The sequence below is a fragment of the Nocardia callitridis genome (assembly GCF_039543305.1).
GTDB lineage: Bacteria > Actinomycetota > Actinomycetes > Mycobacteriales > Mycobacteriaceae > Nocardia > Nocardia callitridis.
Genome location: NZ_BAABJM010000006.1, coordinates 90923 through 105845, shown reverse-complemented (window position 1 = coordinate 105845; position 14923 = coordinate 90923). Strand labels below are relative to the sequence as shown.

The following is a 14923-nucleotide window of genomic DNA, read 5'->3' as shown; positions in this document are numbered from 1 at the left end:
TGCCGCCATGAATGACCCACACCGACCCCCCTCGGCCAGCAGCTCTGCGACGCGAACGGCAAAAAGATAGAACTATACTTCTTAGATGTATACTTCTATCTTCACTCGGTGAGGTCGGACGGCCACGGCACCCACGAAACATGCTGCGCACCAAGCGGTATGAGGCCAATCGACGATCTCACGGCCAAGCCGTCAGCAGCGACTCCGGTCCGATCAGTCGCACACCCTCGACAGCGCCGACATTGCGAACCACGGCAAGCAGATCGGTGTCCTCGTCTGCGCCGGGCAGTTGCGCTCGGTGGGTGGCGAGGCGAGCGATATCGCGGTGATCGAAGGTCGCATTGTCTCGCCATTTCACGGAGCCCACACAGGTGATTCGCTTGGCGACCGGGCCGCGGTCGGCACCGACCACATCGATCTCGGGATCATTGGTGCGGGTCCAATAGCCTCCGACGACCCCGGTCCCTTCCGGGAGATAGTCGTCGGCGATGCGCCATAGTGCTTCCCGGACAACTGGTTCGATTGCCCGCCCGCGCCAGGATGTCCAACTGGTCCGAATGGTCTCGACCACACGATCACCACGGCCCCGTTCCACCGTGGGAAGGCCGGGGCCGAGAAACGACAGCCAGAACCGCAAGTACGGGTCTTCGACGCGATACCGGGTCTCGCGACTCGGCCGAACCGACAGCGGGCGTTCCGCCGCGATGATCCGACGACTTGTCAGGATGTCGAGTGCTCGAGTGAGCGATGCGGGTTGCAGGTCGCCGGCAGCGCGACCGATCATCGTGAATGTGCGCCCACCGTGCCCGACCGCGCCGAGGACGGTGCGTGCCTGTGCCTCGGTCGGAAACTCCGCCGCCAAGACGCGTTCCCCGCTGACCAGCAGCGCGGAGGTCGGCCGACGCAATGCGTAGTCCAGGTATTCCCAGAGCGTCGCTCCACGCGGCCACTCCGCCAGGACGAGAGGAAGCCCACCGGTCACCAAGTAGGCATCGAACGCGTCGGCTGGAGCAAGGCCGAGCATGGATGCGACGTCATTCGGATTCAGTGGTGGCACAACCATTTCGGTGCCACGCTGATAGAACGGACGCCCATAGGTGTTGAGTTGTTCCATCATGGCGACATCGGAGCCGACGAGGATCAGTAGGACCGGTAGTTTCGACAGAACGCGGTCGAAGATCTTCTGCAGGGTCCCTTCGAAAGTCGAGTCCTCGCGCACGAGGTAGGGCATCTCATCGAGGACGACCACACTCGGCTGATCAACCGGGAGCACGCCGGCGAGCATCTCGAGCGCGGCCCCCCAGGTCGGCGGGGCGGCGAACTCGGCCACCCGCCGGGCAGCGGGAAGATCTGATGCGGCGAGTTCAGCTCCGAATGCCGCCAGATCCGCCTCCCGGGAACCGCCGATCGCGGTGAAGAACATGTACGGCACCTGGGACCGTTCCACGAACTCTTCCACCAGCCGGGATTTGCCTACCCGCCGCCTACCACGCATCAAGATCGCCCGCCCGGCTCGCCCGGACCGACTACCACCGCGGACCGCATCGAGCGAATCGGCAAGGGCCTCGAGTTCGCGACGACGTCCGATAAATCCGTCCACGCACTCCTCCTACCCAAGCCGCTGATGATACTTCAGTCGATGAGACTATCATCTATGAAACTATCATAGATGATAGCAACGCCGTAGGCCGTCGACCACCCGTTATGCCGCGCGAGCCTCGTCGACGATGGCGCCGGGCATGGACCGGAGCATCAGGCGGTCGTCGCCACCGAGTCGTTGATCGACTTGATGACACCGACCAGCCGTCGCGTCTGCTCGGGGGCGAACAATCGCGTCGGCCCCTGCGGCGCCGCGTCGGTGAACGGCGCTTCGAACAACAGCTTCGGGTCCATTTCGCCGTGCCGGGTGAGGTGGCCGATGACGAGGTTGACGAAATCGATCTGACTTGCGGTGGCGGTGCGTTCACCGAGGAATTCCGCGAATGCTTCCTGCACGGCCTGCTGATCGAGGCCGACGAGCGAGCGGATGAATCGCCCGAGGCCATGGGCGTTGGCGACTGCGCGTGCCATGTCCTCGGGTGCCCCGACACCGCTGCGGGCCAACAGTTCCTCGAGCGATGCCAGATCGGCTGGTGTCAACGACTTCCCCGAACGCAGCTTCCGTAACGCGAGGTTCTCGGGCTGGCGGCACAGGTAGTCACGCACCTTAGCGGTGTACCGCTCGACGTCGGTCCCGGACCGCATCTCCGGCATATCCCGTTCAACGACCTCGCCACGGGTATCGGTGAAGTCGGTGTAGACGACACTCTCGAACCAGCCGGGCCCCAACCCACTTCGGCACCGCTCACGGCATTGTCGACCGACCGCTGACATCCGGTCCGCCTCGGCACCGAGGTTCATCCGTCGCTGCGGCCGACGAAGATCGTCCAACTCACTTCGTTTCACCAAGATCATCAGGACCTGCGGGTGGCATCCATCGGATAGAGGCTCCGCGATGTCCTGTTGATCTTGATTCGGCGATGACGCCGCCGTTGGACGAACGGCGCAGGCGATGGGGTGCACGTCAATGACGGGTACGGGTGGGCGCTTGTCGCGCAGGTGCGGTGCTTCGGGATTGTGGGGTGACTGCTCGTGCAGGCGCCGAGGTCGACGCCGGCATTGGCAAGGGGCTTCCTCCGGTTTGCTGGGCGGCGGGCGCCACTGGTGAAGATTTGGTCGCGGCTATCCGACTGCTGCGGGCCCGCCGTGCCGACCGACTAAGGACACCATCGAAAGCTGCTTCGGACCTCGCAGCAGCGTGTACGCCGTCCGCGAGGTCTCCAACAAACCGCATATCCGCGCCCAGTTCGCTGACGTGCTCGATGAGTGAAGACCCGGACGCGGATAGTCAGGCGTTCCCTGCCGCTAGGACCTACCCGAAGAGCCGTCGGCGAGGCCACCGAGAAAAGCATCCCACTGCTCCGGTGCGAACACCAGCGCCGGTCCGGCCGGGTTCTTCGAATCGCGCACGCCGACCAGACCACTGGCCAGGTGCGCGACTTCCACACACTCATGCCCGTTACCGCTGCGGGTGCTCTTGAACCACTCGGCGCCTGAAATATCAGTCTGCATCGCGAAACTCCCTCGCAGCTTGGGTGATCCGGCGTTCGCTACGACCGCTGGGTCTTGTCGAACGAACCGTCAGCGACACCACTGAGAAAAGCATCCCACTGGCCCGGTGCGAACACCAGCGCCGGACCGGTCGGGTTCTTCGAGTCGCGCACGCCGACCAGGCCACTGTCCAGATGAGCTACCTCTACGCATTCTCGACCCGCACCACTGTAGGTGCTTTTGAACCACTCGGCTCTGGACATATCAGGCTGCATCGCGAAACTCCCTCGTAGCATGGGTGATTCGGCGTTCGCTACGGCCCCTGGGTCTTGTCGAACGAACCATCCGCGACACCACCGAGAAAAGCATCCCACTGACCCGGCGCGAACACCAGCGCCGGACCGGTCGGGTCCTTCGAATCGCGCACGCCGACCAGGCCACTGGCTAGGTGAGCAACTTCCACACAATCGCGACCAGCGCCGCTACGGGTGCTCTTGAACCACACGGCGCCTGATGTACCAGTCTGCATCGCGAAACTCCCTCGCAGCTTGGGTGATCCGGCGTTCGCTACAACCCCTGGGTCTTGTCGAACGAACCATCCGCGACACCACCGAGAAAAGCATCCCACTGACCCGGCGCGAACACCAGCGCCGGGCCGGTCGGGTTCTTCGAATCGCGCACGCCGACTAGACCACTGGCCAGGTAAGCGACTTCGACGCACTCATGCCCGTTACCGCTGCGGGTGCTTTTGAACCACTTCGCCCCCGTTAGGTCGCCATTCACCGTCATACTCCCTTGCAATCTTCCTGATCAGCATCTTGCTGTCGGCTTGACTCAACGCTACGTGCTCGAGACTGCTATACGCATCTCTGTACCGCTGAACGATCTCGGACTCCTCGTAGTAGAGGGCGCTGCCGTAGGCCTCGGCGTAGACCGTGGATGGCTCAGCAGTGTCGAAATCGAGCAGCACGAAGGGACCAATGTTGCTGCCGAGTGGATAGTGGGACCTCAATGGGATCACGTGTACCGCAACATTTCCTGGCAAGTCGGCAACAGCTCTGAGCTGGTTGGCCATGACCTTCGTGCCCCCACTACGCGGTGCAGCACAGCTTCATCGAAGATCAAACGCAGCACAACCGGCGAGTACTTTCGGTGGATGATCCGTTGGCGCTGCGCGACTACCCCAACCACGCTGGCCGTGTCAGTGCCGTAGCGGCCCGCCCAGTGGGACCTGCAGAGCCTCGACATAACTAGGCGTCTGCATCAGTCCAGCAAAGAGGTACGGCTGATGGATCCTGATCTCCGTCGCGCTGGACTCGAGCGAGAGGTAAAGCCCGAAATCGTCGGCAACCGCATCGCGGTATCGATGCCACCATCCTTCGCCGCTGGCGTTCGCCTCCGCCGCCAAGGCTTTCAACCGCCGAACCTGCTCGGGCACCCCGTAGAGCTTCGCGAGCGCGTCGATGTCTGCCATTCGAACAACTTGCGCTTCACCTTTTTCCAGCCGCTGCACCGTGGACGCCCCACGCTCGATGAGTCGCGCCACGTTGTCGATCGTCATTCCCGATTCCTGCCGCAGTTCACGCAGCTGTCGACCGAGCTGCCTACGCGGAATGGTGGTTGTCACCTGCCGAGCTGCCATATCTGTCAACGACTCCCCTCGTGCTGGTTCATCCGTGGATGATGTTGTTCCGCTCTCGTGGATAACTTTTCGATCCGCCCATGGGTGACGACTCGCGCCGCTCGTGGGTGACCCACAGGGGGTTCGTCGAAAACTCTGCGGATGACCCACGATCGCTGGAATTAGCCGATTACCACGTGCTTCAGTAGCTCCCGTCGCCAGAGGTCAGGAAGTCGCTCCGACACGGTCGCCCTAGGAAAGCACTGTCGGAGTGGACATCTCGGAAACGGTCCGGAGTACCTATCCGGGATGGCGGGAGTTGCGCGCCTTGGCCCCTGGCGGCCCCAGAAGCACCGTAGCAGGGGGTATCAACATGCTGGAAGACCCGATTGCCGTCGCAGTGGTGATGATTCGGGAAAGGGCGTTACGGGAACATAGTCGATTCGCCGTCGCCAAAGTTGTCGGCGTTGCCAGCCGCCTCGGCTACACCGCGAGCCTGCCGTTGGTGATTCCCCTTGACGAGGATTGGAATTGGCGACACCGGCTGATCAGCGTCATTCAGATCGAGCACCCAGAAGCGGTGCTCGTCCCGAGCATCGGACATCTGAACCACAGTCCCGAATCATTCACGCACTGGTGCGATTTCATCACCTGCGATCCGGAACGAACCTATTCCAGGCACGACACCGGGGTTCCGTCATGGATCTGACACGTCTGGATCCCCTCCTCGGCGGGCACGCCCCACTTCCGGTGATGGATCTCGAATCCGCGCACATCGTCATGCGCACCCGCATCGACTGCGCCACCACGCTGTGCCGAATCCGACATCAAGCCAAACTACGACTGGTCGATGCCGGAGTACTCGTCCCCGCCGCATGGCCGAACATGGCCCGCCTCGCCCCTTTGACCAGCTGGAGCGGCGGACATCGGCACAGATCGACCCTCCGATGAGCGCACGGCGGTACCCGCTGGCCACCCGCGGTCGGCTCCCGACTGCCGAAGCCGTACTCGCGCCGTGTCAGTACCCTCCTGGTCTGGAGTATGTTTTTCGCGGATCGTGGGAGGGGGCGTCGATGATGTCCGTCGACAATGGCCTGGCAGATTTGCGGTCGGAGATTCGGGCGTTCTATGCGGGGTTCGGGCAACCAGACCTGCTGATGGCCGCATTCCGCAACGCGGCCTTGTATGTGCCGTTGACCGAAGACGATCGGATCTGTACCCATGTGGTGGGTGGGGTGCGGTGGATCGGCGCGTTCACAGGTGTCGAGGAATTGGCGGGGTGGCTGGCCGAGCGTGGTGTGCGGCCGGATGGGGAGTATCGGTATCACACGCTGTTGGGGTGGCGGCTGGCCGACTGCGATGCGGGTGCCGAGCCGGTCGGGGTGGTGGTCGACGCGATGAGCGCGGCGCCGATGGCGTTCCCGCCGAAGATAGATGACACGGAGCTGGCCGTGGACGGGGTGCGGTAATGGCGGAGCAGCTGAATGTCGAACCGGCGGTGTTGCAGGCGGCCGCGGACGGGATCAACGGCATCATCGAGCAGTTGTCGGAGATGGGCATCAAGGAGACCGGCGCGGTGGGGCGTGGATTCTCGCTGCTGGCGTTGTCGCCGCTGGAGGCGGGCAAGGGGTCGGTGCAGAAGGCACTCGAAACGTTCACCGAGCGGTGGTCGTGGGGTGTGCGCACGATGGTGCAGACCGGCAACGAGATCGCGCGAACATTGAATTTGGCGGCGGGCCGCTACCACGAGATGGACCAGATCTCCTCGAACACGCTCAAAGAAATGTATTCCCACATCGCCGGTAATCCGCACCTGTCCGCCCAGGAGATCGACGGCCGTTCGTGGGGAGATACGTTGTCGGACAACCCGGTCAACCAGACGCTGCATCCCGACTACAGTGCTCAGTCGCTCGCGGACGCCCAGCAACACATCGACCGTAATGTGCAGGCGATCCAAGCGATCACCCCGGACGTGCTGGCCAATATCGGGTATCCGAGGGAATGGAACACCGGTGCCGCAGAGGAGGCGGCACGGATCATTCAGGGTGAACAGGCGCCCTAGTTGTGGGGATCTTCGATGACATAGGCGACGCAGTCGAGGACGGGATCGAATCGGCCACCGAGAAGGCCGGACAACTCATCGACTCCGGCCTCGACAAGGCGGCGTCGGCGGCGCGTTGGGTCGGTGCGGATAGTGTCGGCGAGTATCTCGACGACCTCGGCGATAGTTGGGTCGACGCGACCGGTGGTGAGGTCGACGAACGCGAACTCGGTACGACCGAGGACCCGAAGGAATTGGTGCGTGGCGAGCCGCCGGCGATCACCGGTGTCGTCGAGAAGCTCGTGCAGATGGGTAATTCCATCAACCAGGCCGGTGACGCGCTGCGTAAGATCGACGTCGCGGATTGGCGCGGCGAGACCGCCGACGCGTTCCACGCCGAATTCGCCGAACAGCCGAAACTGTGGTGGAGCGGCGCCGACGCCATGCATGCCGCCGCCGGGGTGCTCGACACGTGGTACTACGAGGTCATCGCCGCACAGTCCAAGGCAAGCGATGCCATCACGCAGTGGAATCAGGCCGACGCGGAAGAACACGCGAAGAAAACCGCGTGGAACGCGCTCTCCGACGACCAGAAGAAGAACACCCCGCTGGTCGACACATGGACGGCCATGCGGGATGCGGCCAGGGAAATCCTGCGGGGAGCCAGGACTCAACGCGACAATGCCGCCGCAGCCGCGGTCGCCGGACTCACGGGCGCGACGGAAACCGCACCCACCGAGCCCTCGTTCACCGACCGCATGACCGCCAATATCTCCGACGCCAGCGCCGCCGAACAACAGGCCGAACTCAGCTTCAACAAAGGCTTGTTGACCAGCTTCACCGGCATGGTGCAATTCGTGCGGACGGTGTCCCCGAACGACACCTACAACATCACCCACCCGGCGGCATACAACCAGGGCATGTCCGACCTGGGAACCGGGATGGTCATCGCCGCTGCCGACCCGCACGCGACCCTCACATCGTTGATGTCGCATGCGCGCAAGAACCCGACCGAGTTCGCCGGCGCACTCACCGGCGACCTCGTCACCAGCGTCGGCACCGGCGGCGCGGGCGCCGCCAAGCCCGCACTGTCCGCCGTCCGTGAAGTCGGCGAAGTGTCCCGCGTCGCCCAGGCCGCCGGCCGAGGTGCCGAAACCGCCGCTACCACAGCACAATCCGCGACCAAAGCTGCCGATGGTGCGGCTGGAGCCGCAGGATCAATTGCCAGGCCCGTACCGGAACCGCCCGCACCACGACTGCCCGACTCTCCGTCTGCGGGTGGACCCCAACCCACGGCACCACAGGCACCGCCAGGGTCCGCTCACAGCGCACCGGAAGCGCCCGGCGCGCAACCGGCCGGCGCCGGTCACCCCGAACCCACAGCACCGACCACACCCGAACCGCCACGCCCCGAACCCAGTTCACCGCATCCACCCGACGCAGGCCCCACCCCCGCACAGCCCACCAACACCCACCAGGAACCGGGCCGCCCCGAGTCCCCCGGCGCAGCGCCGGACACCGCCGCACCACAACCACATCCCGGCGACAGCACTCCACCCTCCCCGGCGAAACCCGAGCCACCCGCCCCCGACTCCGCCGCCAACCCGGTCGGTCAGACACTCTCCGCTCCAACACAACCCGTAACCCACACACCCGAATCAGGAAACCCGGCTTCCTCGAACCTTCTTCGCCCCGACACCACACCCCCGGCCGAACATCCACACGCACAGTCACCGGGACAGACCAACAACCTCACCAACCAAACACCTTCTGAACCAGCGCGGCCAAGCGCACCAAGTCTCGACACCGCACCCCCGCACGCATCTACACCCAGCCAAGCCGCCAACCCGTCCGGCCACCCCGGCAGTCAAACACCAACCGCACCAACACAACCCACCCCACACACACTCGACTCCGGGAAGCCGGAAACCTCGAACCTCCTACGCCCCGACACCACACACCCCACCGGGCCCCCAAATGGCCAACCGCCCTCCGCTCCGGCACAACCCATCACCCACACACCTGACCCGGCGCGACCGACCCCACCGCACCCCGACACCGCACCACCACCCGGATCGACACCCAGCCAAGCCGCCAACCCGTCCGGCCACCATGGCGGACAAACACCTTCCACGCCGGCGCAATCCGTCACTCACGCGCCCGAACCCGCACGGTCAGGATCACCAACCCATCCACACCCCGAAGCCACGCCGCCCACCGGACCCACACACAGCCCGACCCCAAGCCAAGCCCCCAGTCCCAGCAGCCATCCACCAGCCGCGACAGCACAGCCCGCCGCCCGTACACCCGAACCAACGCGACCAGGCGCACCGAATCCGCCCCATCCCGATGCCGGACACCCGCACGGTTGGGCTCCGCGTCGGCCCGCCGAGCCCGGTGGCCATCCGGGAACCCCGACACCCTCCACACCACCGCAACCCGTCACCCACACACCTGCCCCGGTAAGGACCGGTACGCCGCACCCCGACACCGCACCACCACACGGGTCGACGCCGAACCAGGCCGCCAACCCCACCGGCCACGTGCCCCCTCGAACAACCACCGCCCCAGCACACCCCGCAACCCACACACCCGAACCAACGCGACCGGGATCACCGAAGCCCGTACAGCCCGACAGCGCTCCTCCATCGGGATCCGCGCACCGTCCGACACCGAGCAACCTCACCAGTCATCCCGGCGCCCAAACGCCTTCCACTCCAGCGCAACCCACCGCCCGGACACCCTCTTCCACTCCGTCGAGGACGGGGTCGCCGCAGCACGATGACCCCGGTACCGCACAGCCGCGACAGACCACCACACCGCACCCACCCGATGTTCCACCGCGACAGCCACCCGCCGGTACCCCGCACGAGACGCCCGCGCTACGTGATTCACCGAATCCCAGCGAGCACGCCCCCGCCAAGCCACCGGAACCTACGCGCGCCACCCCTGATTCCCGCCCCAGCGAACCGCAGCCCTCAGCGCGAAACCAAACCCCCGAAGGTGGTACGCGGCCACCGCACTCGAGTCCTGCCACACCCGAAACCCCCTCCGGCACACGCCCTACCGACAGGCCCAGCGCCGAGACACCGCGCAGTTCGCTCGACCTGCCCGACCCGACCACCGGCACCCCGAGATCAGGACCTCGGCCAGCCGAGCCGCCGATCGATCCCCACCCGAGGAAGCACCCCGCACCCTCACACCCACCGGAGCGGCCTACCGCCGCGCACCCCGAAAGACCGGTACACGAACCCACTCCCGGACGCGACAGGCCCGACGAGCCGACACGAGACCCGAGCGGGAAGAGGAATCCAAACGAGCCCGGAGATCCCCATGCACCACGGACCCCTCGGCCCGAACCCGAACCACGACCCGGCCGCGAACACCCCGAACCAGAACGCCCGAAATCCGAGCCCGAACCTCGTCCGGGCCACGAACACCCAGAACCGGACCATCCGAGACGTGAAGTCGCACAAGATGATCCACCGTCCGACCCACCCGGACCACCTGATCACCCACGCTCCCCCGACCCGTCCGAACCACCCGAGCCCCGGCCGAATCTGCGTGATCTGTTTCCTCCGGACGGCATGCCCGTCGACCCGGCGCGAGTACTGCCTCAGCTTCGACAGGCCATCAACGGCGAATATGGTGGCCTGCGTGTCGATGTCACCGGAGTCACGGGCGATTCGCAACGATTGTCGATGAGTACCAAGATCTACGACGAAAACGGCATCGAAGTTGGGCACGCGAACCGGACGTATTACAACAACCCGGAAGGTCTGATCGCCAACCACTCCAGCTTCTTTCTGCAGTCACACGTCCGTGGTCAGGGGTGCTCCACCGAGTTCAATAACTCTTTATTCGCCTGGTACGAACAGTCCGGGGTTTCCAGTGTGACATTGAAAGCCAATATCGACGTCGGAAGCTACGCATGGGCACGGCAGGACTTCCATTTCGCCAATCAGCAACAGGCCGTCGATGTGATTCGCCCCCGACTGAACAGGGAAATCACCAATGCCAAGAGCGAGCTCAAGCAACTCGGGGATGAACGTGACTTGCTGCCACAGGGACCGGAAAGGGACGCTCTGAACAGCCGGATAGGTCAACTGGAGGCAGAACTCCAGCCGGCCGAAAAAATGCGCAAAAATTTCACTGTTGGTTCGCCCGATTTCCCTACCCCCAGGGCGATTACGGAACTAGGTAGGCCGCCGGGGCTGCTCCCAGGGCAGTCGCAAAACCATTCGTGGCTGGGTAAGCGAGTGTTCATGGAGCACGGAGCAGAAATTCATTGGCACGGCGTGAAGAGTATTGGATAGGAGTGACTGTGAGAGACCCTCGGATTGCGGCGAAGGGTTGGCCGAAAGCGAGAACGGACCGAATCAGCCTGAAGAACGGCAACTGGTATGCCGCCTGGTCAACACGCTGGCGCAATCGGGTGCCGTTCCGACCGGACAGCCGCGCCGTCGAGAACAGCGACTACAACCTGCACTACGTCGACGTAGAAGCACCGGTGGAAGCCGAGGTAGAGTTCGGCGATCGGGGCGACGAGATCAACCTGAAAAGTCCGCGGGATTTGTTGCGACTGCCATTGCCGACCGGTGCCGAGCGATTGCGGGGGGCGTTGGTATCGGCCGCCGTCGGTGACGCGTTCGCGGGCTCTCGCGATGGGCTGACAACATACCGATGGAATTCCGGCCACTTCCCGGGACACGAAGACAAACTGCTCGACTACCTGCCCAAAGACATGATGTGGTCCTGCTGGATCAGCCAAATGATGACCTACACGGGCGAGGGACTGGTCCGTGCACTGACCGGACGGCGCAGCGGGCATCCTGTCGATCCGGTATCGACCGTGCAACACGCGTACCAGCGGTGGCTCTGCCACATGGTGGAAGACCTGGATGTGCCGGACCATTGGCGCACATACGGAGGCCAGTACTCTCGAACTGCAGGCGATTACGCAAGCCCCGACGGGCCCCTGTCCGACGAACTCGAGTTCGTTGTAAGACGGAACCCCGATCCCGCCGTCATGGAAGCCCTGAAAACCTTCGCCGCCACGGGAATTCGCTCAACCCCAACAAATCCCCGCAGCACAGCACGCGGCGGAGACGTCCTGGTACGTGCCGCCCTGGCCGCAGTGTGGTCGGAAGACCTCTCGGAAACCTTCGATCTCGCCGTGGCCATCGCCGCACTGACCCATCCTCAACCTGAGGACTATCTCGCCGCGGGGACGCTCGCGGTGGTCCTCCATCAGCAAATCCGAGACCACCCGTTCTTGGACTGCCTCGCCGCAGGCTATCAACAGCTAGCGACCCGCCCAGGCCATGAGCGCACGCTCGGGATGATCGACCAAGTCGTCGGCCTCGTACGCAACGTCCGCGCGCCTATGCAGGCAGAAAACCTGCGCCAGCACTTCCCCGGCGGCGGCGCGGACGCCACCGAAGTACTCGGCATCGGCCTCTACAGCGCCATGGTCAGCGACTATCTCCGCGAGGCCCTGATTCTGGCACTGAACTATGCGGCCGAACCGCGACCGGTCACCGCCGTAGCGGGAATGCTCATCGGCGCCGAATACGGAATCCGTAGCGTCCCCAAAGTCTTTCGTGATCCCGTGAAGTCGGTCGACACTATCGACATGCTCGCGACCGACATCGCCACCGAACTACGCGACGTACTCACCGACGACGAATGGCACCGTCGCTACCCACCGACCTGATGTGGCGCGGCTGGTGCCGCGAATTCAGCAGATCATCGTCAGTTACTCCAAGGAACCACCGCAATGATGTCGGACTCCAACGCAACCGCCCCCGGTGATCCCGTGAGACCGGTTGGCGATAACGATCATTCACCGCAGAGCCGAGCCGACGCCGACCGGGGCGCCCACGCCGTGGCGGCCGGATCGGGCGCCACTCACGACCGCGCCGAGGACGAGAAGACGATCTCCGACGGCTCGGTCGATATCGCCACGGGCGAGTTTCTGCTGCCGACCGTCGATGTCGAACTGCCCGGTGTGCTGGCGCTGGTGTTGCGGCGCACGCATTTGTCGAATTATCGGTTCGGGCGCTGGTTCGGCCCGTCGTGGTCGGCGACATTGGATATGCGCCTGGCGGTCGAGGACGAAGGGGTGAGCTTCTTCGGCGAAGACGGTGTGCTGCTCGCGTATCCACGCTCGGAGACCGGCGTCGCGGTCCACCCGGTCACCGGGCGGCGGCGGTGGATATTGACGCCCACCGAGACCGGCGGCTACCAGGTGTGGGATCAACGGCGGGAACTGATTTGGCATTTCGCACCCGAGGCCGAGTTGGCGGGTGCGGACGCGCGGTTGGGCAATTTCGCGGTCTCGGCGATCACCGATCGGTTCCGTAATCGGGTCCGTTTCCACTACGACGAATACGGTGCACCGGTGGAGGTTACGCACTCCGGCGGCTACCGGGTGTTGGTCGAGACGGCCTCAGGCAGGGTCACACGATTGTCAGTGCGCGACCGAGGAACAACCGTCCAGGTCCGCGGATTCGCTTATCGAGCTGGCGAATTGACTTCTGTCGCGAACGCGGCGGGCGCGATCACTCAGTTTGCCTACCACCGGCACCGGATGACCGCGTGGACGGACTCCAACCGCGGCCAGATGGTCAACACCTACGACGAGTCCGGTCGCCTGCTGTTCCAACGGGGCACGTCCGGCATCGGCGACAGCGACTTCGACCACCGCGAATTCCCCGACGGCACCGGCTCGCTCACCACCGTCACCGATGCCACGGGTGCGGTCACTCACCACGGCTTCGACCGTGATCTGCGGCTGCGGGATCTGATCGCCCCGTCGGGCGGGCGAACCCACTACGACTACAATCGAGACCGCCGCACGTTGCAGGTCGTCGGCCCCGACGGCGCGGTCACCCGCCACCGATACACCGACGAAGGCGATATCGCGCACAGCACGCGACCCGACGGGCGGACGATCTCGTTCGAGTACGCGTTCCGAGGCAGGCCCTCGAAGATCACCGAATCCGATATGGTTGTGCGCCAACAGGACTGGGACAGCACGGGAAATTTGGCGGCGATCACCGAACCGGGTGGCTCCCACACTCGATATCGTTACCACCCCAACGGTGCGATCGCCGAGATGATCGATGATGAAGGGGCGCGCACCGCTGTCGAGGTCGATGCGGCCGGCCTGCCGGTGCGGTTGACCGACCCGGAGCACAGGATCAGCCGGCTCGAGCGTAATGGCTTCGGCCGCCCGATCCTGTACACCGACGCCATGGGCGCGCAGACCCGCTACGAGTGGTCGGCCGCCGGATTACCGTTGCGCCGAACGGATCCGGACGGCGACGGCGAATCCTGGACCTATGACGGCGAAGGCAATCTGCTCACCCATACCAGCCGTGGCGGCACGATCACCCGATACACCTATGGTGCCTTCGTTCCGGACATGAACGAATCCGGTCAGCCGACCATCGACGAGATCGAAAAGCGTTTCGTCGACCTCGTCGCGGGGCGACTGACCCGAGACCAAGCCGATCGGTGGACGGCCAGGTGGGTGCGGATGACGAGCTCAACTGGGGCGAGCCGTTCTGGTGGGCACTGAATCTCCTGCACAGAATCGACATCCCCGACGACAGCCGCGACAGCTTCCTCCTCGATGATGACGCCAGGGGCGCGGAACGAGGCTGCGCTCAACAGCCCGCACTCGGGACGACCGCGCCACGGAGACAAGCCCTTGACCTCGAGCGCAGTTGAGGCAATAGCGTCCCCGAGGTCTGATCGAGTATTGGAGGACTGATGACGGGTGTATACCGCGTGGACAAGTTCGTCGTTCCGGAGGCGGCGCGCACAGAGTTCTGGAGCCAGGTCCGCCGAACGCACGCCGTGCTGCGAACCCTCCCCGGATTCGTCAACGACAAACTGCTGGAGCAGATCTCGGGTCCCGGCCGATTCAATGCCGTGACGATTGTCGAATGGTCGTCGGAAGACGCTCTCGGCCAGGCTAAGACCGCTGTCGAGAAGTCTCACCGCGATGCGGGTTTTCAGCCGAGGGAGTTCTTCGACCGCGTTGGCATCCAATCGGACTTGGCGAACTACGCGGCGGTCGGCAGCGTAAACGCCCTATCACCGAGGCCCGAATACCGGTGAGGCTACTACCACTTGTAGTTCGAATCGAGGGTTGAGATCAC

At 64.4% G+C, this 14923-nt stretch carries 14 protein-coding genes and 2 pseudogenes; 9 read left to right on the top strand and 7 right to left on the bottom strand.

All coding sequences use genetic code 11. From position 1 onward, the window contains the following. Positions 1 to 178 precede the first annotated feature (178 nt). The 7 genes and pseudogenes from ABEA50_RS24915 to ABEA50_RS24885 form a co-directional block, all read right to left on the bottom strand. Complete coding sequence (locus ABEA50_RS24915; protein ID WP_345498367.1) at positions 179 to 1600, bottom strand: ATP-binding protein; 1422 nt, start codon at positions 1598 to 1600, stop codon at positions 179 to 181. 152 nt (positions 1601 to 1752) lie between these two features. Next, on the bottom strand, positions 1753 to 2445 hold the full coding sequence (locus ABEA50_RS24910; RefSeq protein WP_345498366.1) for a type I restriction-modification enzyme R subunit C-terminal domain-containing protein: 693 nt from the start codon (positions 2443 to 2445) through the stop codon (positions 1753 to 1755). Between the two features lie 459 nt (positions 2446 to 2904). Next, positions 2905 to 3111 (bottom strand): DUF397 domain-containing protein, encoded by a 207-nt coding sequence (locus ABEA50_RS24905; protein WP_345498365.1) that lies wholly within the window; start codon positions 3109 to 3111, stop codon positions 2905 to 2907. A 38-nt stretch (positions 3112 to 3149) separates the two neighbouring features. Continuing rightward, entirely contained in the window at positions 3150 to 3365 is a 216-nt protein-coding gene (locus tag ABEA50_RS24900) for a DUF397 domain-containing protein (RefSeq protein WP_345498363.1), read from the bottom strand. A 38-nt stretch (positions 3366 to 3403) separates the two neighbouring features. Further along, positions 3404 to 3619 (bottom strand): DUF397 domain-containing protein, encoded by a 216-nt coding sequence (locus tag ABEA50_RS24895; RefSeq protein ID WP_345498362.1) that lies wholly within the window; start codon positions 3617 to 3619, stop codon positions 3404 to 3406. A gap of 38 nt (positions 3620 to 3657) precedes the next feature. Further along, a complete protein-coding gene (locus ABEA50_RS24890) occupies positions 3658 to 3873 on the bottom strand; it encodes a DUF397 domain-containing protein (RefSeq protein WP_345498783.1) in 216 nt (71 codons plus the stop codon). Beyond that, a pseudogene (locus tag ABEA50_RS24885) lies at positions 3821 to 4732 on the bottom strand (helix-turn-helix domain-containing protein). Before ABEA50_RS24885 ends, ABEA50_RS24890 begins: the two are co-directional and overlap by 53 nt. A gap of 352 nt (positions 4733 to 5084) precedes the next feature. On the opposite strand from ABEA50_RS24885, the gene ABEA50_RS24880 reads away from it, so the two are divergent. The 9 genes and pseudogenes from ABEA50_RS24880 (at position 5085) to ABEA50_RS24840 (ending at position 14882) form a co-directional block, all read left to right on the top strand. After that, positions 5085 to 5420: a hypothetical protein gene (locus tag ABEA50_RS24880; RefSeq protein ID WP_345498361.1), complete on the top strand. Its 336-nt coding sequence runs from the start codon at positions 5085 to 5087 to the stop codon at positions 5418 to 5420. Then, positions 5411 to 5662: a hypothetical protein gene (locus ABEA50_RS24875; protein ID WP_345498360.1), complete on the top strand. Its 252-nt coding sequence runs from the start codon at positions 5411 to 5413 to the stop codon at positions 5660 to 5662. The genes ABEA50_RS24880 and ABEA50_RS24875 overlap by 10 nt, the downstream gene beginning before the upstream one ends. A gap of 122 nt (positions 5663 to 5784) precedes the next feature. After that, positions 5785 to 6180: a hypothetical protein gene (locus ABEA50_RS24870; RefSeq protein ID WP_345498358.1), complete on the top strand. Its 396-nt coding sequence runs from the start codon at positions 5785 to 5787 to the stop codon at positions 6178 to 6180. Continuing rightward, on the top strand, positions 6180 to 6773 hold the full coding sequence (locus ABEA50_RS24865; protein ID WP_345498357.1) for a type VII secretion target: 594 nt from the start codon (positions 6180 to 6182) through the stop codon (positions 6771 to 6773). The genes ABEA50_RS24870 and ABEA50_RS24865 overlap by 1 nt, the downstream gene beginning before the upstream one ends. Positions 6774 to 6775: 2 nt before the next feature. After that, positions 6776 to 7435 (top strand): annotated as a pseudogene (locus ABEA50_RS31045) (putative T7SS-secreted protein); the annotation flags it as partial. 2904 nt (positions 7436 to 10339) lie between these two features. Then, positions 10340 to 11068, top strand: coding sequence for a hypothetical protein (locus ABEA50_RS24855; protein WP_345498354.1), 729 nt, complete (start codon positions 10340 to 10342; stop codon positions 11066 to 11068). Between the two features lie 8 nt (positions 11069 to 11076). Beyond that, positions 11077 to 12468, top strand: coding sequence for an ADP-ribosylglycohydrolase family protein (locus ABEA50_RS24850; protein WP_345498352.1), 1392 nt, complete (start codon positions 11077 to 11079; stop codon positions 12466 to 12468). A 102-nt stretch (positions 12469 to 12570) separates the two neighbouring features. Further along, the gene (locus ABEA50_RS24845; protein WP_345498350.1) at positions 12571 to 14337 is read left to right on the top strand and encodes a DUF6531 domain-containing protein; all 1767 of its coding nucleotides are present in this window, start codon (positions 12571 to 12573) and stop codon (positions 14335 to 14337) included. A gap of 194 nt (positions 14338 to 14531) precedes the next feature. Then, positions 14532 to 14882: an antibiotic biosynthesis monooxygenase family protein gene (locus tag ABEA50_RS24840; RefSeq protein WP_345498348.1), complete on the top strand. Its 351-nt coding sequence runs from the start codon at positions 14532 to 14534 to the stop codon at positions 14880 to 14882. Positions 14883 to 14923: the final 41 nt, after the last annotated feature.